Source organism: uncultured Fluviicola sp. (assembly GCF_902168135.1).
Lineage (GTDB): Bacteria > Bacteroidota > Bacteroidia > Flavobacteriales_D > Crocinitomicaceae > Fluviicola.
Genome location: NZ_CABHOL010000011.1, coordinates 1 through 21,490 on the forward strand (window position 1 = coordinate 1; position 21,490 = coordinate 21,490).

12 protein-coding genes are annotated in these 21,490 nt (G+C 42.4%); 4 read left to right on the plus strand and 8 right to left on the minus strand.

The features are described from left to right. Positions 1 to 123: 123 nt before the first annotated feature. From QZT69_RS02170 to rpsA, 3 genes are all read right to left on the minus strand, one after another. The gene (locus QZT69_RS02170; protein WP_294670086.1) at positions 124 to 1,620 is read right to left on the minus strand and encodes a PspC domain-containing protein; all 1,497 of its coding nucleotides are present in this window, start codon (positions 1,618 to 1,620) and stop codon (positions 124 to 126) included. 2 nt (positions 1,621 to 1,622) lie between these two features. Next, positions 1,623 to 1,955 (minus strand): PadR family transcriptional regulator, encoded by a 333-nt coding sequence (locus QZT69_RS02175; RefSeq protein WP_294670087.1) that lies wholly within the window; start codon positions 1,953 to 1,955, stop codon positions 1,623 to 1,625. A 246-nt stretch (positions 1,956 to 2,201) separates the two neighbouring features. Continuing rightward, positions 2,202 to 4,001: a 30S ribosomal protein S1 gene (rpsA, locus tag QZT69_RS02180; RefSeq protein WP_294670089.1), complete on the minus strand. Its 1,800-nt coding sequence runs from the start codon at positions 3,999 to 4,001 to the stop codon at positions 2,202 to 2,204. A 752-nt stretch (positions 4,002 to 4,753) separates the two neighbouring features. Here rpsA and QZT69_RS02185 point away from each other — a divergent pair. Further along, a complete protein-coding gene (locus tag QZT69_RS02185) occupies positions 4,754 to 11,542 on the plus strand; it encodes a gliding motility-associated C-terminal domain-containing protein (RefSeq protein ID WP_294670090.1) in 6,789 nt (2,262 codons plus the stop codon). Positions 11,543 to 11,762: 220 nt separating this feature from the next. Next, the gene (locus QZT69_RS02190; RefSeq protein WP_294670091.1) at positions 11,763 to 13,250 is read left to right on the plus strand and encodes an ankyrin repeat domain-containing protein; all 1,488 of its coding nucleotides are present in this window, start codon (positions 11,763 to 11,765) and stop codon (positions 13,248 to 13,250) included. A 71-nt stretch (positions 13,251 to 13,321) separates the two neighbouring features. Here QZT69_RS02190 and QZT69_RS02195 read toward each other — a convergent pair whose 3' ends face one another. Beyond that, complete coding sequence (locus QZT69_RS02195; protein WP_294670093.1) at positions 13,322 to 14,263, minus strand: hypothetical protein; 942 nt, start codon at positions 14,261 to 14,263, stop codon at positions 13,322 to 13,324. Positions 14,264 to 14,283: 20 nt separating this feature from the next. After that, positions 14,284 to 16,650 (minus strand): M1 family aminopeptidase, encoded by a 2,367-nt coding sequence (locus tag QZT69_RS02200; protein ID WP_294670096.1) that lies wholly within the window; start codon positions 16,648 to 16,650, stop codon positions 14,284 to 14,286. Between the two features lie 190 nt (positions 16,651 to 16,840). On the opposite strand from QZT69_RS02200, the gene QZT69_RS02205 reads away from it, so the two are divergent. Next, positions 16,841 to 17,230 carry a hypothetical protein gene (locus QZT69_RS02205; RefSeq protein ID WP_294670098.1) on the plus strand — a complete coding sequence of 130 codons (390 nt, stop codon included), beginning with the start codon at positions 16,841 to 16,843 and terminating at the stop codon, positions 17,228 to 17,230. Positions 17,231 to 17,298: 68 nt separating this feature from the next. Here QZT69_RS02205 and QZT69_RS02210 read toward each other — a convergent pair whose 3' ends face one another. Then, a complete protein-coding gene (locus QZT69_RS02210; RefSeq protein WP_294670100.1) occupies positions 17,299 to 18,363 on the minus strand; it encodes a PA0069 family radical SAM protein in 1,065 nt (354 codons plus the stop codon). Positions 18,364 to 18,514: 151 nt separating this feature from the next. On the opposite strand from QZT69_RS02210, the gene QZT69_RS02215 reads away from it, so the two are divergent. Continuing rightward, on the plus strand, positions 18,515 to 19,555 hold the full coding sequence (locus QZT69_RS02215) for a hypothetical protein (protein WP_294670101.1): 1,041 nt from the start codon (positions 18,515 to 18,517) through the stop codon (positions 19,553 to 19,555). Between the two features lie 28 nt (positions 19,556 to 19,583). Here QZT69_RS02215 and QZT69_RS02220 read toward each other — a convergent pair whose 3' ends face one another. After that, entirely contained in the window at positions 19,584 to 20,333 is a 750-nt protein-coding gene (locus tag QZT69_RS02220) for a hypothetical protein (protein ID WP_294670102.1), read from the minus strand. 64 nt (positions 20,334 to 20,397) lie between these two features. Further along, positions 20,398 to 21,447: an SIR2 family protein gene (locus tag QZT69_RS02225; RefSeq protein WP_294670104.1), complete on the minus strand. Its 1,050-nt coding sequence runs from the start codon at positions 21,445 to 21,447 to the stop codon at positions 20,398 to 20,400. Positions 21,448 to 21,490 lie beyond the last annotated feature (43 nt).

Here is a 21,490-nt window from a genome sequence, read left to right on the forward strand (position 1 = left end):
GTATTCGGTTTTACCCGGATACCGCCTACTTTGCTTACTTTACTTATGTTGGGTTGGTTTTGATTCTTGCTACAAGTTCAAAAAAGGATTTAAACCATTCAACTTTTGAACAATTGAACCTGTTTAGTTTTCATATGCCTCAAATTCCTCATCAGCATACATAACGCCTACGTATTCTTTATCATCAACTTTTACTTCCATGTCATTGATGAAGAACTTTTTTCCTTTAGGAACTTCGATAATGACTTCAATTTCCTGGTTTCTCAAGCCATCACTAAGGGGGAATGAGTAATAAGGATCGATCATTAATTTATTTCCTTCCACATGCAGTTGGTGCTTGACATGCATGCTTCTCTTTTGTGCAGCCGTTCTGTCGATTCCATGAGCGCTGAAAACCTGGGAAACGTGAAATAAACTGTCGTTCGACTCTTTGTATCTCACATGAACACCATGTTCCATGATTTGATTGTTCTGAACAGAAATAAAGTCTATTCCTCCCGTACTCACAATTCTTCTATTGTTAACGATTATCGGAAGTTCTTTCAATTGTAGTTCCTCCAGGTTCATTGTAAGGTGTTGGTTTTCCACTTCTGAATACACTTCGTAATCCCTTGCCGAATTAATAGATCCTAAAATCCCGAGGATTATTCCGACAAAAATGACAGTTGGAAGCAGGATGAAATTCAATTTGTAGTACTTGTTTACTTTGCCGATCAGTAATCTGACGCCTAATGCAATAGATAGCAGCGGGCTTGCAAATCCTACGAGTAGAATTCCCATCCATATCAGTGAAAACGATTTATTTACCGGAGAAACTAATTGCAGGAATTCGTAAAGAGAGGCAAAATTCTGGTCGCCTGTCATGGGAACTACATCGATGATTCCGCTTACAACCAATGAAAAGATAATCAACCAGATCAGTGCGCCTGCTATCAGGAATACCCCGAAGACTTTTCCAATGAACCGCAATACATTTGCAGCCTGGCTTGTCAGATGCTTGTTGTTACTTTTGAATTTGTTGGTTGCATTAATGGTGTCTTCCTTCAATCGACCGGCTGTCTTTTCAAATTCTTCTTTTAAAGTATCGATATTGACCGGTTTACCTTTCATTTGCAAGCGCTCGGAAGGAGTTTTTGCACTTGGGATGATGACCCATAGGATAATGTAAAGCAAGAAACCGAATCCCATGAATAAAAAGATCACAAAAATGATACGGATAAATACCGGATCTATTCCCAGATAGGCACCAAACCCGGAACAAAGTCCTCCAAGCATACCGTTATCTAAGTCACGATACATGCGTTTCTGACCACTTGAATCGTAATTTGCCTGTGCCTGCTGTTTCGGCTGTTCGGTTTCTTCTGTAATTTCTTCCGGTTCACCCAGCGATGATATTGCTTTTTCAATATCGCCTATGGTAACAACCTGGCGTGTTTCACCCAGGTATTGGGTTAGCAATTCGGCAAAGCGCATTTCGATGTCTTCCACGATTTCCGTGATTCCGGATTCATTTGCCAATGAAGCTTCCAGTTTTTTCAGGTAAGCTTGTAAACGGTCGTATGCATCTTCTTCTATAACGAATAGTTGACGGCCTAAATGTATTGAGAGTGTTTTTTTCATGATCAGTTCTTTTTAGCAGTTAATGTTTCTACAGCGTGATGGAGTTCATTCCATGTAATTTGTAAAGCTTCCAGTGTGTTTTTTCCTCCTTCTGTGATGGAGTAATATTTTCTGGGAGGACCGGAAGTGGATTCTTCCCAGCGGTAAGTAAGAAGTTCGATATTCTTCAAGCGAGTTAAAAGTGGGTAAAGCGTCCCTTCCACAACAATTAACTTGGCTTGCTTCAGCTGATCCAGAATTTCAGAAGGATAAGCTTCGTGATTATTCAGGATGCTTAGAATACAGAATTCCAGGATTCCTTTCCGCATTTGGGCCTGAGTATTTTCTACATTCATAACAAGTACTATTTATGGCACAAATATATGTATAATTTAGTACTATGCAATACAAAGTACTATAAAAATGAAAAATAATTTCCGGAAATTTTCTGAAAGTCAATAGGAGCAAGGGATTGTGGTTTGAGAAAAATACGCGTTTAAACATGTAGTGGCGCGATTAATCGCGCCACTACATGTTGTTTATATGCAAAAAAATCCCCCCGGCACAGCCGGGGGGATTCATTATTTAATAAAAGGTTCCGATTACTCGTTTCCTTCCATTTTCTCTTTCAATGCAGCTAAAGCATCCAAATCACCCAAAGTTGATTTCTCATTGCTTTGGTTGTTTGCTTTAACAGCTTGTGATGTAGAAGAACCAGCTCCGGCCGCTCCTTTTTTACCACCTGCTGCTGGCTTGGATGTTTTCTCATCAGTTCCGTCTTCGAACGTACGTGTGTGAGAAACTACGATTTTCTTAGACTCCTTGTTGAATTCAATTACTTTAAAGTCAAGAGTTTCTTCAACTTTAGCGTTGCTTCCGTCTTCTTTACGTAAATGCTTGGAAGGACAAATTCCTTCAACTCCATAAGGAAGTGCTACGATACCAGCTTTATCTTTTGTTTCGATAATAGTACCCTGGTGAACAGAACCTTCTCCGAAGATAGTTTCAAACACATCCCATGGATTCTCTTCCAATTGTTTGTGTCCTAAAGAAATACGACGGTTTTCACGATCGATTTCCAATACTACTACTTCCATCTCGTCACCTACCTTACAGAATTCAGATGGGTGCTTGATTTTCTTCTGCCAAGAAAGGTCAGAAATGTGGATTAATCCGTCAACACCTTCTTCCAATTCTACGAATACACCGAAGTTAGTGAAGTTACGAACTTTAGCCTGGTGCTTAGTTCCAACAGCATATTTAGCTTCGATTGCAGACCATGGATCCGGCATCAATTGCTTAATACCCAAAGACATTTTACGCTCTTCACGGTCTAAAGTCAGGATAACAGCCTCAACTGTATCACCAACCTGCATGAAGTCCTGAGCAGAACGTAAATGCTGAGACCAGCTCATTTCAGAAACGTGGATCAAACCTTCAACTCCTGCAGCGATCTCAACGAATGCACCGTAGTCAGCTAAAACAACAACCTTACCTGAAACTTTATCACCAACAGCTAAGTTAGCATCTAAAGCATCCCATGGATGTGGTTGTAATTGTTTTAAACCTAAAGCGATACGTTTCTTATCATCATCGAAGTCTAAGATTACAACGTTCAATTTTTGGTCTAATTCAACGATTTCCTCCGGGTGGTTAACACGTCCCCAGGAAAGATCTGTAATGTGAATCAATCCGTCTACACCACCCAGGTCGATGAATACACCGTAAGAAGTAATGTTTTTCACAGTTCCTTCCAATACTTGTCCTTTCTCCAGGCCAGAGATGATTTGTTTCTTTTGTTCTTCCAATTCTGCTTCGATCAACGCTTTGTGAGAAACAACTACGTTTCTGAACTCCTGGTTAATCTTAACAACTTTGAATTCCATGTTCTTACCAACATATACATCGTAGTCACGGATAGGCTTAACGTCGATTTGAGAACCTGGCAAGAATGCTTCGATTCCGAATACGTCAACAATAAGACCTCCTTTGGTACGACATTTCACGTATCCTGTGATTACTTCACCTGAACGCAATACTTCGTTTACGCGGATCCACGCTTTGTGCATACGAGCTGTACGGTGAGAAATGATCAACTGACCACTTTTGTCTTCCTGACACTCAACAAATACATCTACTTTGTCACCAGCCTTTAACTCCGGGTTGTAACGAAATTCTGAAGCAGGAACAACCCCTTCAGATTTGTAACCAACATTGATGATTACTTCTTTTTTGGAAACTGCAATAACAGTACCTTCAATTACTTCTTTCTCGTTAATTGAAGTAAGGGTCTTTTCGTAAACATCAGAAAGCTCTGAACGTTTTGCTAATGTGTACCCGTCTAACGCTAATGCGTCCCAATCAAAATCCGCAGATCCCTGCGCGCTAATTTGTTTTGCCATTTGGCTTTTTCTACTTGTATTCCAGGTCGTTTCGTATTACCTGAAAGAAATTAATAATAAACCGCAAACGAAACTTACGGGTGCTTTCCATCGAAAACGGGTGCAAAGATACAACGAATACTTTTATTTACAAACAGTTGGGGGAAGTATTTCTGTAAATAATTGATCAAAATTAACAACTAAACTTATAGCTAATTACCTGTGTTTTAAATTATTGGAATCTTACTGTTAAATTTTTATTCGTTTAATCGATTTAGTTATCGGGTTTGGTAGTAGATTTGCACACCGGTTTTTTTTGGTATTCAAGTATTTATTTGCTTTTTGAATAATGATTTGAAGATAATTTATGTCAACTAATTATAAACAGTATGGGTTATTGAATCAAACAGATCAACTTAACTTAACATTGAAATCCTAATTGTTAATTAAATGAATTTAATTGATTACTTTTGTGAAGAAAATTGTAAAATAAGTGCTAGGAATGTTAAAATACCAATGCAAACATAGCTTTTTTTAATTGATATATCACATATTTATATTATGTATCTGATTTTCAGAATGTTACATCACTACAAACAATTACAACTAGTTAGTTAATTCAATTAAATTATCGAATTTTGCAACAAAAAATTGGAATCTTAACATTTAATGTTCGACAATAACAACAAATTGAAAGATCGTAACCCACAAATATTCATGATACCATTCAATTTCAACCATAATAACGTCATTCAAATAACTAATACGCTGCGATGAAAACGAAAATTCTCTCCGCAAATCTGGATATGGGATATATCCGTTTTGCACTCTCTGTCGTTCTCTCTCTGTCCGCATTTTTCTCATTCGGCCAGCCTGGAAAGAGTGGAGCAGTTACCATTTCTGCTCTCAATACTGTAGTGAACTGTTATAGCCCGGTTACTAATAATGCAGCAGCAGGAGCAACTTCTGTTACTGTCAATAATTCCGGGGGAAATAACTGTAACTGGGAATGTGGCGATATGGTCATGATTTACCAGGCACAGGGGGCATCCATTAGTACTACCAATTCGGATGCTTATGGAGATATTACTGCATATAATAACTCCGGACTTTATGAGTTTAATTATGTGACCTCAGCATCAGGAAACACGGTAAACCTCCAGAATCCGTTAACCAATAATTACACGGCTACCGGTCGTGTACAATTGATTAAAGTTCCTTCCTATACCACACTTACTGTTAATGCAGGGGCTTCGATTGTACCTATTCTATGGCAAGACGGGGGAGGATTCAGAAAAGGAGGTGTGGTAGCAATCCATTGTTTAGGCACTGTTACTGTAAATGGTACGATTCAGGCGACTTCTTTCGGATTCAGACCAGGCGCAACAGAACAGAACACAAGCGGTACGGGAGCGAACTTTGTAGCTTCTTACATTTCTGCAAGTTCAAATGACGGTGGTGAAAAAGGAGAAAGTATTGCCGGATTTGGTGCGGAATACGTTGGCGGAGCTTATAACCGCGGTGCACCGGCTAACGGTGGTGGTGGTGGAAACGGCCACAATGCCGGAGGAGGCGGTGGAGCCAACGGACTAAACGGAACTCCATGGAACGGACAGGGTATTATGTGTACTGCCTGTCCGGGAGCAGCAGCGTGGGCACTGGATCCATATGTTATAGCAAATGGGAATGTACTCACAACTTCATCTGGAGGTGGACGTGGCGGATATTCTTACGGTTCCAGTAATCAAAATGCATTAACAACTGCTCCGAGTAATGCAAACTGGGGTGGTGACTACCGCGATCCGAATGGAGGATTGGGAGGTAGACCTTTGGTAATCGATCCGCAAACACGCATCTTCTTCGGAGGAGGAGGAGGTGCCGGTGATTCAAATAACGGTTCAAATGCTCCGGGTGGAAGCGGAGGAGGAATTATTTATATCATTGCTCCGAACATTGCCGGCTCCGGAAGTATCCGTGCACAGGGTGGTGCAGCAGTGAATCAAATCTCGACTAATAATGGTTCTGCGAATGATGCGCCAGCCGGTGGTGGTGGTGGTGGAACAATTATCATCAAAGGTGCGGTTGCCAATTCCCTAACGTTGGATGTTACGGGTGGAAAAGGAGGTGATCAGGGACCTCTTGGAAGTGAAAGTGAAGGTCCGGGCGGCGGCGGCGGCGGTGGATATATTGCAATTACTTCAGGAGCTCCGACTCAGATTATTGCAGGTGGAACAAGTGGTATGACATTATCCAGTTCTTTGACAGAGTTTGTTGAGAATGGTGCAACCAATGGTGGAACCGGACAAGTCGGAACGGTGCCGAATACATTTATCAATTATACGGTAACGGATATTACTGCTACAGTAAACACACCGGTTTGTGTTGGAAACGCTATTAACTTCACAACGGTTGTTTCTACACCAGGTGGAACTTTTGCCTGGACAGGTCCGAACGGATATACTTCTACGGCAGCTAATCCTACAATTGCGAGTGCTGCTTTAACTCACTCAGGTAATTACCAGGTAATCTATACCACACCCGGAGGATGTAGGGATACTTTTTTACTGGCAGTTGTTGTAAATCCAAACCCGGTAATCGCTTTGACGGGTACAAATTTATCTTGTGCTACGCCTTGTAACGGGAGTGTGGCTTTGAACATTACAACGACAACTTCACCTGCTTACACGTTTGCATGGAGTAATGGGGCAACGACTCAAAATATTTCAGCATTATGTGCAGGGAATTATTCGGTTACCATGACAGATGCAAATAGCTGTACAGCAACCGGAAATGTTACTATAACTGCTCCAATAGCTGTTTCAGCAACAGTTGCTGTTACAAACGCAACCTGCAATAATACTTGTAATGGCGCGATTGCCGTAAATGCATCAGGAGGAACTCCGGGATATCAGTACAGTTTAAACGGAGCGCCGAACCAGGCGCCAAATAACTACAGTGCTTTATGCGATGGGGCATATGTTGTTCGTGTTACTGACGCAAACGGTTGTTTTGTTGATGTGAATGCAACGATTACAGAACCTCCCGTACTTAATCTAACCCTTGTTTCAACGGTTCCGTCTTCTTGCGGAGTGAATAACGGTTCATTAACGGTAAGCGCCTCAGGAGGTACTCCGGGGTATCAGTTTACTGTCGGTGCAGTAACGCAGGCTTCCGGAACATTTAACGGGCTTGGTGCCGGAACATACAACGTGATCGTAACCGATGCGAATGGCTGTACGAGAAACCTTTCGGTTACTATCGCTTCTACCGTTTCACCTACAGCTTCTATTATAAGCCAGCAGCCGGTAAGTTGTTTCGGTGGATTTAATGGTTCTGCTGTTATTGGTGTAACAGGAGGAACTGCTGCGTATACTTTTTCACTAGCTCCTGGAGGACCTACAAACCAGGCTTCTAACGTGTTTAATAACCTGCAGGCAGGAAGTTATACGGTAACTGTCACCGATGCAAACGGTTGTACCGCGACAGTTCCGCTTACAATCGTTCAGCCGGCTCAATTGACTTACACCACCACAATTACAAATGCCACTTGTAACGCGCTTTGTAACGGACAAATTCAAATTAATGCTTCCGGTGGTACAGCTCCTTATGATTATTCGCATGACAACGGTTTAACATTTACGCCTGCCAACCCGATCACGAATCTTTGTGCGGGAACGGTGGAGATCGTTGTGCGCGACTCCGAAGGCTGTTTGGTGAACTCAACCGTTAACATTACTCAACCGGCACCGCTTTCAGCGACGTTTACAACAGTTGATCCGGTTTGTAACGGAAGCTGTGACGGTTCGATTACGGTAACTCCTTCAGGAGGTGTTCCTGCTTATAATTACAGCCTGAACGGTGGAACGCCCCAAGCATCGAATATTCTTTTAAATGTGTGCAGCGGTACTCAGGATGTAGTTATTACAGATGCAAATGGTTGTACACTGGAAGTGAACCCCATATTGGTTGATCCGCCTGCAATTCAAATTGACCTGGTAGATATGATCGAATCCAATTGCGGATTTAATAACGGTGAATTGATTGTTACAGCAAGTGGTCCGAACCCAGGATTCACTTATTCCGCGAACGGAGGTCCGGCGCAGACCAACGGTACTTTCTCCAATATTTATGCAGGGGCATACGATATCGTTGTAACGGATGATCTCGGATGTCAGGCACAGGAGTTTTTCGGTGTAAATGATGTGGAAATGGATGGTATCCTGATTACACAAACCGATCCGCTTTGTTACGGCTCTTTTGACGGAACAGTTGAGGTTACAAACGTGAATGGTGCCGGACCAATCAACTACGAGCTGGATATGTCGGGGATAACTCAATCTTCCGGATTTTTCCCAAGTTTGGGAGAAGGATCGCATGTTGTGGTGATTACTGATGCCGGGAACTGCGTTTTCACATTGCCATTTACCTTAACTCAACCGGATCCTTTGACATTTGATCCGGTTGTAACAAATGTTGCTTGTTATGGTGATTCTACGGGAGCGATTGAATTTACAAATGCTGCCGGTGGAACGGGTGCTTACCAATACAGTGTTGATGGCGGATCGAACTTCGTTCCGGGAACCACATTCGGTGGTCTTCCTGTTGGAACGTATGGACTGGCAATTACAGATGTAAACGGGTGTATGGAAACCGGTTCGGAAACCATCACTCAAACACTTCCGATAGAGATTACAAATAACAAAATAGACCTTACATGTTTCCAAAATAACAGTGGATTTATCCAATTGGGTGCGACGGGTGGAAATGGAGGCTTCCAGTATTCTATCGATAGTGGAGCAAACTTCTCTGCTTCAAGTTCATTCATCGATTTAGCTGCACAGACTTATAATGTGGTGGTAGTTGATCAGCAGGGATGTCTTCAGGATACAACGATTACTTTGATAGAGCCGGCTTTGCTGGTTGCTGCTGCAGTTCCTACAGATGTATTGTGTAATAATGCTTGTGACGGTACAATTACCGGATCAGGAAGCGGAGGGACTTTGGACTATATGTTCAGTGTTGACGGTGGAGTAATCTTTAACGTAAATGGTTTGTTCAACAACCTATGCGCAGGAAACCACGATCTGATTATAAGGGATTTCAATGCTTGTTCTGACACTGTGAGCACCGTTATCGGATCTCCTGCCGGAGTAAGTTTAACAGTTACTTTAACACCTTCGACTTGTGAAGACTCAAACGGAGAAATCGATATGAGCTTGTCAGGAGGAACGATGCCGTATAATTACAGTATCGATAACGGGGTAAACTTCACTACTAACAATGTCTTTACAGGATTAGCGGCTAATGATTACCCATTGGTTGCCGAGGATGCGAATGGCTGCAGTGTTGATTCTATTGTCACAATTGTGAATATGGCTTCGCCTGTTATTTCAGGAGTTTACGTAACCGAACCTACTTGTTACAGTATTTGTGACGCTTCAGCAACTGTTGACGCAGTAGGAGGAACAGGAGCATTGTCTTTTGAGATCAACGGGGTTTCACAGGCAAGCAACATTTTCAACGGCTTGTGTGCAGGAGCTTATGATGTAATCATTGCAGATGTAAATGCGTGTAGAGACACATTAAATGTAGTGATTGATCAACCGGACACTTTGGTGTTCACATCAGTAGCTACGAACCTGACTTGTTTTCAAAACCAATCGGGAGCAATTTCGGTAACAGTGCAGGGAGGTACAGGACCTTTCGAGTACTCCTACGACGGCGGAACGACTTTCGGGGTAGTTGCTAATGCACAAATTCTTGATGCCGGAACTTACAATATTGTGGTTCGCGACGATAACAACTGCCAGGCAACAGGAACGGAAATACTCACTGAGCCGGCTTTGTTAACAGCAACACTAAACCTGACGGATCCGACTTGTTATGCATCCTGCGATGGTTCTGCAATTGCAGTGGCAACAGGTGGAACATTGAATTATACTTATCTCTGGAATGGAGTAGCGGGGGCTTCAAATACCAATCCGAACTTGTGTTCCGGAAACTATACGCTTGAAATTACAGATGCTAACAACTGTTCTTTCGACACGACTTATGTTATTACGGATCCGGCAGAATTTGTAATTGATTCTGTTGGAAGTACAAGTGCTACATGTAATACATTCTGTGACGGTACTGCAACGATCTTTGCTCCGGGAGCAGTTTCATACAGCTTTGATAACGGTGCAACATTCGGCCCTGCCAATACGCAGGGATCTTTGTGTGCTCAGGCTTACCAGGTACAGGCAACAAATGCTGCAGGTTGTATTGCAACTAGTTCGGTTTCTGTTGAACAACCACTTCCTGTTCAATTATTCTCTTCTATGGATAGCTTGATGTGTACCGGTGATACTATTCCATTGTATGCAATTGCGTTCGGAGGAACCGCACCTTATACATATACCTGGAGTAACGGGTTTGTGGGACAGACACAGGATGTGATCCAAAACACTCCTGAAACCTACACTGTTTCCGTAGCAGACCAGAATGGATGTACCACGGCTGCTCCTGATTCTGTTGATTTGACAATGCTTCCGGTACTTGCATTTACTGTAACAGGTGATTCTTCGATTTGTGCAGGAAGTACTATCGTTCTGGCTGTGAATGTAACAGATGGCGCCCCAACTTATTCTTATCAATGGAGTACTTCGGTGAATGATACTTTAAGCCAGATTACTGTTAGTCCTACAACCGCTACTCTATACAATGTCAGCGTTTCGGATGTTTGTGTAACGGTTGATACGAATGTACAGGTTAACTTCTATGCAGTTCCTGCAGCTCAGTTTGTGACTTCAGCTCAACAGGGATGTATTCCGTTGGACATTACATTCTCAAATGATCTTTCGATTACCAACCTTCAGAATTGTACATGGACTTTCTCTGACGGACAAATATTCAATGGTTGCGGAAGCTTTAATGCAACCTTCGGAGATCCGGGATGCTACGATGTAACTTTCACGGGAACGACCACGGATGGCTGTCCGGTGAGCGGTACTTTTGTTTCTGCCGTATGTGTTTACGACAACCCTGTTGCAGACTTTATTTATTCTCCGCAGATGCCTACAGAGTTGAATAATCAGGTTCAATTTACAAGTACATCTTATGGTGCGGTTACATTCGACTGGACTTTCGGAAATTCTTTCGGAACATCTGCTTTGGAGAATCCGGACCATACATTCTACGGAGTTGATCCCGACCAGATTGTTAATGTTTGTTTAGCGGTAGCTTCAGAATACGGTTGTGCGGACAGTATTTGCAAGCCGATTAAATTCTATGGCGATTTCCTTGTTTGGGTTCCGAACACCTTTACTCCGGACGGAGACGAGTTCAATAACCAGTTTAAACCTGTTTTCTCCAAAGACCGTCAGATCGATGAGTACAACCTGATGATCTTTAACCGCTGGGGGGAATTGATCTTCGAATCACTTGATCCGGAATTCGGGTGGGACGGTACCTATAACGGAGAGTTCGTAAAAGACGGAACTTACACCTGGAAGATTTACGTGAAAGACGGATTGAAAAGCAAAAGCGAGGAATTTATCGGACACGTGAATAAACTACAATAGTCCCGATAGTTATCGGGATCAAAATTCAAAATGTTTTTTTAGGAGTTTGAATGATCACAATACAAAAACCGTCTGTTTCTTTTCGAAGCAGGCGGTTTTTCGTTTCATGCTTAACCCGGAGATGCGGTTGCCAATTTTTACCTGACGCTTATCAATTCATATAACCTTAAGCGGTACTTTGATAGAAAGAAAATTATCTTTGATAGTATAAAAAAAACCGATGAAACCAGATAAAAAGGAATTGCTTGCGGGAGAGAAGCCGCTATTGAATACATTGAAAGTGATACTGGAAAACCGGATAGTGAACTGGGGTTCCGAGGGGCATATTGATGAGAATTACGTTCAGTATAAAGTGCACAATGGATTGTTCACCTATCATGTGAATAAGGAAAGACGTCCGTTTGCGCTTTCCAGTCAACGCTATTGTGCTGAACAAAGCTGGGGACCTTCCGGACAATTGAATTATTACGACGGAATTGATATTGCTCTTGAAGCAATTAAAAAAGGAGCTGATCTGAACGACCAGGACGATGAGGGAAATACGGCATTAATGCTGGCCTGTGCAATCGGTGAGCCGCGCCTTATAAAGCCGATTCTGGCAGAAACAAAAGATGTGCTGGTTTCAAATAAGAACGGAGAAACTGCACTTCATAACATTGCAGGATCCGGCAGGGAGGATGGGGCAAAATTATTCTTAAAAAAAGAGTTTGTACCGGATATAAACCTTACAGATCATGCCGGTTGGACTGCTTTGCATCATTTGGTTGAAAGCGGTGATGAATTGGAGATATTCAAAATGCTCCGGAAGAAAAAGATAAATCTTCAAGCAGCGTCAACAACTGAAAAATCAGGGTTTCCGGAGGGAACAACTGCCTTGGATATTGCCAGAGCGAAATCCAGGAAAGAAATCTTGCCGCTTTTGGATACCGATAAAACAGACTTCACTGCGGCTGAGATCCGTGAAGCTGCGTTGGACGGAAAATTTTCAATCGTAGAAAAATACCTGCAAAACGGAGGAGATGTGGAGTTAATAGATCCGGACGATTCCGCATCTATTTTAATTGATGTTGCACGAAATGACAGAGGACTGGACACCACAGCCGAAATGGTGAAACTCTTGTTGAAACACGGTGCTGACGTGAATGCAGTCGAGTCAAACGGATTTAATGCTCTAATGATGTGTGTCAACAGTTTACATAAAAAAGGACCGAGAATTCCTGCATTTGATGGAGAGTACATGGAACACGTTAAAATAGCGAAGATTCTAATCGACAATGGAATTGATCTTACTCAGGCCAAAAATGGGTCCATGCAAAAGGTTTTACGTGATGCTGCGGAGGTTTCACCGGAAATTACAAAGATGCTCGTGGATAAGTTAAAGACTTCTTCGCGCTTAAAAGAAGAACTGGACTATCAGGATTCGGATGGATTTACGGCAATGCATACCGGTGTTCGTGCCGGGAAAATGGAAACAATCCGTTGTTTGGTTGAAGCGGGTGCGAACATAAATATTGCGGAAGATTACGGATTTATTCCGCTTCATGAAGCTATTATTGCCGGGAACTTTGAGAATGCAAAATACCTGATTGAGAAAGGGGCAGATGTCAACCATAAGATAACCAGGGCAGATGGAGCTTATGCTCCCGGTGATGATGCAAAAGCGATTGCTTCCAAATCCCGGAACCAGGATATTCTGAACTTGTTTTAACCAGGAATTGTTTATTCAATGAAAGCCATTTGGAGTGATCCGGGTGGCTTTTGGCTTAGATTACAATCTGTTTATTTGGATGACTCCACTTCTTTCTGACCGGCAATTTTTCCAACTTTACATTTAAAACTGAAAGCTTTCATATTTTGCTTGCTGTCCTTTTGTTCGTAAACTATTCCGTCTTTCATATTGGAAGTATCAAAACGCCAGCTGGCAATCGGATCGTGAAAGGCATCGTCGGTATCAGTGAGGAAGATGGTGACTTCATCATTTTCAGAGACCAGAAAGCGGAAAATGCGTGGCTTTTCGGGGAATAGAATGGTGTAACTGTTTCCTTTGTGGATATTCCCCACTTCAAGATCTCCCATTTTGAGTGAAAAATCCAGGTCCGGGGCATCCGTACCGAATAGTTCGTGGTCCCAGGCCTGACCGTTATTGTCCAAAGTCTTTACAATCAGTGAATCCAGGGTGCATTCAAAGATCTTTGTAGGTGGTTTGATAAATGTAAATGCTGCAGACCGGGTATTTTGCTTATAGGTTGTGTTAAATCCGTCTTTTCCGCTGAGATCTGCAGAAACAAAAAGGGTTTGTTTTCCTTCTTTGAGTTTAAGTGAGGCGTACGGAATGAAAACCGTATTGCTTATAAGAGCGGGTTTTGAGTCTGAATAAACAGGATTGCAAGTTTGCCGAATCTCAATTAAATCATTCTTGTCGAAAGCTCTTTGGTATCCAAAAGCAGGTTTTATTTGTGCAGTATCCTGGAAAACACCCAGTTTGAACGCAAATTTTGAGTGGATCAAAGCTCTTTCGAGCAAACTGTCAGCAGCATATTTTTTCCGCAGTACATTGTAATCACAAGTGGTAGTAATCCGGAAACCCTTAACACCGTTTTCCACATAATCTGTTTGAACACTGATTTCGGGAATGATGTTTTCGCCAGCTTCAGCCTTTAAGGATTTTTGACCGAAAGCAAACCCGGATAAGAGTGTTAAACAAAGAATAATTTGTCTCATAGCTATTTCGTGTTAATTACTTATTGGACCACTAATAGTTTGCGGAATACAGGTTTTTCCTGGTTGTATCCGGTAACCCAATAGCTTCCTTTTTTCCAGGATGAAGTTGTAAAATCCGTTTTTGTCCCCGGTTTTAAGCGCTGGTCGATGAGTTTTCCCATTTGATCACTTATGACGATCCTGTCCGCAGCAACTTTGCTTTCAACTGAAACAACGCTTGTAGCCGGATTTGGGTACAGTATAACATTCGCTTCATTTTCCAGGTCATTTACTAAGAGGTTTTCCACTTTTCTTCCGATTGCATATTCTCCTTTCTGTAGGTCGGTAGCATTGAATATGCCGGTTTTGTCTGTTAAACTCCCGAAATTCTTGGTGTAAGTAGGGAATTCAATCCAATCTGTTGAGCGGTCCGGGCGATAAAGCAGGATCAGGCTGTCTTCAGTTCCGGTGATTAATAAATGGTCGAGGTATGCACTGCTGCCTGTAAGCTGACCATTGAAACGGAAAGTAGCATTGGTGCTGAAATTTTCATCCCAAATACCATCAATGCGCCAATAGCGCTGCGGCGAGATTAAATTCCCGGATTCCCAATGGATGATAGGGTCGGGAGCTGCCCAGTTGTGTTCTACCAGGATAAATGCGGAGTCGCTGACGTTTTGCACCTGTATCAGCAAATTGGAGTGTGCGAAGTTTTTGGTCCCGGTTGTGGTGATTGTGCTGTAAGTAGCCGTAACTGCGTGGGAGATCAATTCATCCCTGTTCAGGTATCCGAAAGTCGGGGTAAATGGAACGGAAACTGTTACCGCATTGTTCATCCCGGATGAGTGGACGGTTGTTTCATAGGTATTCCAATTATCATCACGCAATGTCAATGTCAGAGGAATCCCGTTACTGTAATTAGTTCTTCCTACCAATTTCTGTTTCAGATAAACAGTTACATCTTGTTGTGTCCCGTTCGGAACTACTTTTAGTGAATCAATGGAAACATGCGGCCATCCACCCTGGAAAATCCAGTCTTTGAAGAAGTTGTCGAGGTTGAATCCGGTGATTGCGCTCAGATCATCGCGGTATTCAATGGCATCTATATCGGAGAACTTATTTTGTTCCAGCAATTCCTTTAATCCGTTAAAGAAAAGGGAATCCCCCAGGTATCCGCGAAGTGTGTGAATGATATCTGCGCCTTTCAGATAGGTGGTGCTTCCGTAAGTATGCTGCTGCGGAACTCCGGAAAGCGGCCAGTAACCCGCATCATCGATGTGACAGGTGCGCAGAAGCTCTTTGTGTTCGCTGCGTACCTGTGATTCGTATGCCGCCCGGCCGGATAAACCTTCTTTGAAAACGTACTCACAATATGCAGCACTTCCTTCATTGATCCACATGTCTTCTGCTGTACGGCAGGTAACGAGGTTTCCCCACCAGTGATGGGATAATTCATGGGCCATAACGGATTGATAGGATAGACTTCCGTCTGCAAGTAATTCCGGGTAAGCAATATTCATAGCATGCTCCATAGCTCCGGCAGTCATTGGAACGAGCACGTAACCTACGCGGTCCCATTGATATGGTCCGAATTTATTCTCGAAAATATCGAATGCATTTTCCAGGTTCAGGAATGAGTTTTTCATTTGAACAGTGTCGGAAGCGTGTGCGGCCAATTTCACCGGAACGGGATTGCTTTGGTAATCTGTAAAGGTTTTACTTACAAAAACATAGTTGGAAACAGCCACTGAGATCAGGTAAGAAGGGATTGTTTGAAATACCTTCCAGTGATGGGTTTCAGACAGGTCAGGATTAATGACCGTAGATTGGTAAACACCGCCACAAGCTGCCTCATGAGCGGGAAGTGTGGTTACGAAAAGATCATAAGTGGAACGAGTGGTAAAATTATCAAAGCAGGGAAACCAGGTTTTTCCATAATTATGTGGAATGTCATCGAGAGAAACTCCCACGTTGTAAGCATAAGCCGAATTAAAGTAGAACCCTCCGAAAGTCGGATCCTGAACTGTAACTCCGTGGTAAAAGACTTCAATAGAAGTGGAATCACCGATGTTGTAAGCTGTACCCAGGTTTACTTTGAATCCCAGCGGGGCGGGAGTGAAAGTAAGATTGTTGCCGTTAGCATCATGCACACTGTCTACTGTTGGTCCCATCAAATCCAATTTGATTTCCGTAATGTTATTGACTATTGGCTTGAAACCGATTTCTGTTCGTCCTTTTAGAATGAAAGTACTGAAATCACGCAGGTCGAGATGGATGTTGTAATGACGGATCGAGATGCTGTCACTTCGCGTATCATAAGGAAACGAGGTTTGAGCGCTAGCCGTTTTACAAAAACCTGCAGTAATAAGCAGTAAGAGAAAAGAAAAGCATGCAGCAGAATGTTTCATAGCTTGAGAAATAGGAGCTAAAGATATGGAATTACAAATTGCGAATTACGAATGCCCCGATAGAAAATTGTTAGAAGTTTTGTAACTGTTTTGAAAGGATTTTGTTCATTTCCGGTACTAATTGAAATTATCTTTACCCAATTAAAAAAAGATGCTATTTTAGCATCGTCAAACTAAAAAACTTATACTTATGAAAGTGATTGTTGATCAGCCATATACATTAGCTGAATTAAAGCCTAAATTGGAAGCTGCATTTCCTGAATATACCGTAAAATTCAGAGGACCTAAGGTATTGGTAATAGGTCACGGTAAAGTCGGGGGAGCACAAATCGTCGGTGAAAAGAAAGGATTTGTTCGTTTAATGGAAGGATTTCCAACGATGGGCGGACAGATGCTTTTTGTCTTGTCGGTTTTGCTTCTGGGGGTTTTGATACCGTTTATTGTATTTCTAACGGCAATCAAACCGAAACAGGTGAAAGTGCGCGATAATGTTGCTGATTTCCTTCGCAAAGAATATGGTTCAGGAGCAATTGGATCTAAGAAAGCAGAAACATCCGATTTATTGGATGCTACCGTTTAATTGTTTAAGAACAACTAATGAAAAAAGGAATTTGCTTCGGTAAATTCCTTTTTTGTTTTTAAATCACTTTAAAACAATTTTAGTTGTCTGCTGGTATCAGGAATTTCAAACAGGTCTGTTCGAAGCCGCGGGAAAGGCTCAGAAGGAAGGAATTTTTTTCGTGCCAATTGTACTTGCCGCTGGATGTTGAGAGCGTAAACTCCTTCACCTTTCATGCGTGTCCCGAAACGACTGTCGCTGAGTTTTCCTCCGTGCATGTCACGCAGCTGGTTCAGCACTTTTTCTGCCCTGTCGGGATAGTTTTTCGTCACCCAATCGGTGAATATTTCTCCGTTCGGCCCGTTTAAGCGCACGATTTGGTGGTACATGCTCAGAGCACCGCGTTTTGCTACGGCTTCTGCAATAGCAAAAATCTCATCGTCGTTTAAAGCCGGAATAATTGGTGCCATTAATACATTGACCGGAATACCGTGTTGCGAAAGTTTTTCAATGGCATCGAGTTTTTTATAACTTGTAGCAGTTCGTGGTTCCAGTTTCCTGCGCAGCTCTTCTTTCAAACTGGTTAAACTGATATTGACTGCAACCAGGTTTAGCTTTGCCAATTCCTCCAGGATGTCCAGATCGCGCGTAATCAATGCGTTTTTGGTAATGATCCCAACCGGATGCCTGTATTTCAACATAATCTCCAGCATCTTGCGCGTAATCCCGAAATCCTTTTCACATGGCTGGTAGCAATCTGTATTTCCAGAAATGGAAATGGTTTGGACTTTCCACGACTTCTTGTTCAATGCTTCTTCTAGTAATTCCGGGGCATTTTTTTTGACAAGAATAATCCGTTCGAAATCCGTTCCTGCACTGTATCCCCAATACTCATGTGTGGGACGTGCATAGCAGTATGTACAGCCGTGCTCGCAACCCTGGTAAGGGTTCAGGGAATAGTACATGCCCACATCCGGACTGCTCAGCTTATTGACAATCGATTTGGGATGTACTTCTATAAACTTTGTCCGTAACTCTGGTTCTTCCAAAGGATCAATGTCATCGAAGTCGTCTCCTTTTTCTTGTGAAAAGAAGCGGTTATGCGGATTGATTTGCGCGCCGCGGCCATTTTTGTATGGATAATTATCAGACATTTTATTCCGGATATGAGCTCAGAACAAAAATAATGATTATATTTTAATTGTTTTAAGATTAATATTTAATCGTTTTGGATTTGAAATAAACCAAAGATTCTCCCGTTTTATGGAAAATAAGTCATTGAACACTCTTATTTAAAAACAGGTGATGCCTTTAGTTCGTTTTTACAGCTTTTTATTGTTTCTGTTTGCAGTCCATTTCAATGTTACTGCTCAATCTTCCTGTTTGTATTTCGGGAAACTGCAGGTGGAATCTACTACCTGGAAAGAAGGAGAGATCGCAATTACCCGTTTTCTTGTAAATAATACGGATAGTGTCGTTTTTAGTGAAAATGGAAAAACATTCGGAAGTTTCCTGGCGAAAAATGAACAGGTTGTTTCTCCGTGTATCGTTATAAGAGATCTGCAAGACAGAATCCGGTCCGTGGATAGTGTGAGACCGTATACTTACTATGAAAAAACAGTCAATTATTTTGGATATTGGGTTGTACCAGTTGTGAAATGGGAATACGGGGTTAACGGAATTCCATCCAAAATGACCCTCAAAAATAAGCAGGGGAGAGATTCACTGGTCCGGGAATGGGATCTGCACGGAGTGCTTCAAAAAGAACAGGTAGAAGGGCTTTACCCTCAAACATGCTATTATTATACGAACGGAGTCTTGAAATCAGTTACAAAAGATACTTTTATTAATCGATATAATGTAAAACGGGTCAGGAACTATTCCGAAAACGGGATTATCCAACAGGAAAGCTGGTTCCGGAACGATGTCCCCTGTAAAAACTGGTTAATTTATGACGGGAATGGAGTACTTAATAAAACCATTAAACACGCTCCGTTGCCCGAGAAATCAGCTGTTCCTTATGCAGTAGATATGGAACCTCCTGTTTTAATGCTTGTAAGTGAGCAGGCAGACCCGGCTGGAGGTCAAACAGCGTTTTTCAGGTACCTGGAATCCAGTTTGGAGCGGGAACTATGCAAGCGTTATTTTTCAGGGAATACCTATGTGCTTCGTTTCGAAATACAGGAAGATGGGACGTGTGTTTATAAATCGCTGCAGGGACCGGATACATTTGAAACAGAACCCTTTTTTAAAGCTGCAATTGAAGCTTCTCCGCGCTGGGTGCCTGCGAAAAGACAGGGAACACCTGGCAGAGAAACGATTTCGTTGTCGGTAAGGATTGGATAAACGGTGGCGGATCGTTTAAACCTGAAGTTTACCTGAACGGAGTCAATTTGTCATGATTTTGATCGTACTCAAAGAGCATGTCGGTATTCGGGCTGTACCACAGCCATTGAATGATTTTCGATTGCCCGTCTGATTGCCCGTAAATTCCCAGTGCAATGTATGAAGGCTCTTTCTCATCCCTGTCTTCGATTGTGAAGGAAAGTTCCTGTTTGTTTCTGATGCATTGCTTCACGGATTCTTTTTTGGAGTTTGCCAAATAGTATTCTACCAGCGAATAGAGCTTGTCCTTAAATTCGGATGTTAGATTATCATCCCCGATTACAGAATAGGGCATCTTTTCGGGATACTGCTTCCTGAAAACGGAGATCTTTCCGTCCTTCATCTTTTTGATAGAAACAATCCATTCCGCCAATTCGGGAGTTTCTCCATCGCCCGCAATGTAGATGGTATCCCATTTCCAGGTGATCTCAACCAAATCGCCGCGCAGTAAGCTTCTGTCCTCGTTCTTGTCATTGATAAAGCTGTATAGGATCCGTCCTTTTTTGGCATTCAGCAGGAAATAATCACCGTCATCGTTGTAATCGATGAATTCCAGTACGACTTTAGAACTTTCCGGGGTTTTATCAAATTGCTTCTTGTTTTGGAAATGATCTTTAATTAATTCCGAAGTCATTTTTCTTGCTGGTGCGGGAGAAGAGGTTTTCTGATCATTGCTGCAGGAATAAAGTACTGAGATGCTTAGAATAATACTGGTGTAGATGAAGTGAGCATATTTCATGGAATGAAGATAGCGTAAAATGGGAAATTAATGAGAGACGTACAATCAGAAAAGAAAAAGTCATTCACTTCCCAATCTTCCGTACAAACTCGCTGATCTCACTATACTCCGTAAACCAAATCGGTTTGATGCGCATTTCTTCGAAGACACGGTGAGTAATAATCTCATCCATGCGGAAGAGTTCGGTGAGAATCATCTGACAGTTTTCATAGACCACGTAATCCACTTTTACAGCTGCTTTCCGCATTTTGTCGAGAATGGCATCCGCTTTCTTTTTGATTTCCTGGGAATCCGCTTCCGTGAACTCGGGCATGGTATTCTTCTTGAGAAAAATGTAATTGTTCGTATGTAACGGAATATTGGCAATGAGGTCGATAAGCCGGCGAAGGTTGCGGTCAGAGAAAGAAAGACCGATCATAAGCCCTGTTCCCTGTGTAAGCCGACTGGTCTGGATGAGGTTTGCCCAGTGGTGACTGTTGTTGGCAATGGAATTGTAATCGTCTTCAGACAGAATGATGTTCCCGGTACTTTGGAGCGTTGGGGCCGGATTCTCGAAAGGCATGAAACCATGCGGGTGGTAGATGGCCAGCGAACCATTCTTAGGAAGTGTCAGCGCATCAAAAACAGATGTGTAATCGCTATTTTTGTTTTTCAGGGACTGCTCCAGCAAATCATCAAAGTTGTAAGTGATTACGGAATTCAGCTTCCGGTCCGGATGTGTTGCCAAAGCGGTAATCTCACTTAGCAGGGCGTTTACCGGGGCGTCTTGAAAGGGGTTTCTAACAGATGCTTCATCGAGCTGATTGTACAGGCATTCGTAAAGTATTTGCAGGAATTCTTCATCGGAAAGGTGAGTTTTCAGCTTGCGGATAATAATATCGAGCGATTCACCTGTTTTGTTCAGGTACCATTCTCCCATAGCATATAAATAGTTGGGAAAAGGTTTGATGGAATGCCAGTGTTCGATATTCATGAACCGGAAATACATACTGACCACCAGTTGTTTCCAGTTTGGAAGCCCGCTTGCGGCAGAAACTCCGGCTCCCAGGTAAAGGTTTAAACTGCCATTCTTATATGCGGACCTTAAATCGTTGAGTGCTTCTTCAGACATCATGAATAGTGTTTTGTTTGAATTTCAATCGATTCAATAGTAGTGA

What these genes read in the sequence shown, in the direction of transcription:
- QZT69_RS02170 (WP_294670086.1), bottom strand. Translation starts at nt 1,620, where the DNA reads ATGAAAAAAACACTCTCAATACATTTAGGCCGTCAACTATTCGTTATA.
- QZT69_RS02175 (WP_294670087.1), bottom strand. Translation starts at nt 1,955, where the DNA reads ATGAATGTAGAAAATACTCAGGCCCAAATGCGGAAAGGAATCCTGGAA.
- rpsA (WP_294670089.1), bottom strand. Translation starts at nt 4,001, where the DNA reads ATGGCAAAACAAATTAGCGCGCAGGGATCTGCGGATTTTGATTGGGAC.
- QZT69_RS02185 (WP_294670090.1), top strand. Translation starts at nt 4,754, where the DNA reads ATGAAAACGAAAATTCTCTCCGCAAATCTGGATATGGGATATATCCGT.
- QZT69_RS02190 (WP_294670091.1), top strand. Translation starts at nt 11,763, where the DNA reads ATGAAACCAGATAAAAAGGAATTGCTTGCGGGAGAGAAGCCGCTATTG.
- QZT69_RS02195 (WP_294670093.1), bottom strand. Translation starts at nt 14,263, where the DNA reads ATGAGACAAATTATTCTTTGTTTAACACTCTTATCCGGGTTTGCTTTC.
- QZT69_RS02200 (WP_294670096.1), bottom strand. Translation starts at nt 16,650, where the DNA reads ATGAAACATTCTGCTGCATGCTTTTCTTTTCTCTTACTGCTTATTACT.
- QZT69_RS02205 (WP_294670098.1), top strand. Translation starts at nt 16,841, where the DNA reads ATGAAAGTGATTGTTGATCAGCCATATACATTAGCTGAATTAAAGCCT.
- QZT69_RS02210 (WP_294670100.1), bottom strand. Translation starts at nt 18,363, where the DNA reads ATGTCTGATAATTATCCATACAAAAATGGCCGCGGCGCGCAAATCAAT.
- QZT69_RS02215 (WP_294670101.1), top strand. Translation starts at nt 18,515, where the DNA reads ATGCCTTTAGTTCGTTTTTACAGCTTTTTATTGTTTCTGTTTGCAGTC.
- QZT69_RS02220 (WP_294670102.1), bottom strand. Translation starts at nt 20,333, where the DNA reads ATGAAATATGCTCACTTCATCTACACCAGTATTATTCTAAGCATCTCA.
- QZT69_RS02225 (WP_294670104.1), bottom strand. Translation starts at nt 21,447, where the DNA reads ATGATGTCTGAAGAAGCACTCAACGATTTAAGGTCCGCATATAAGAAT.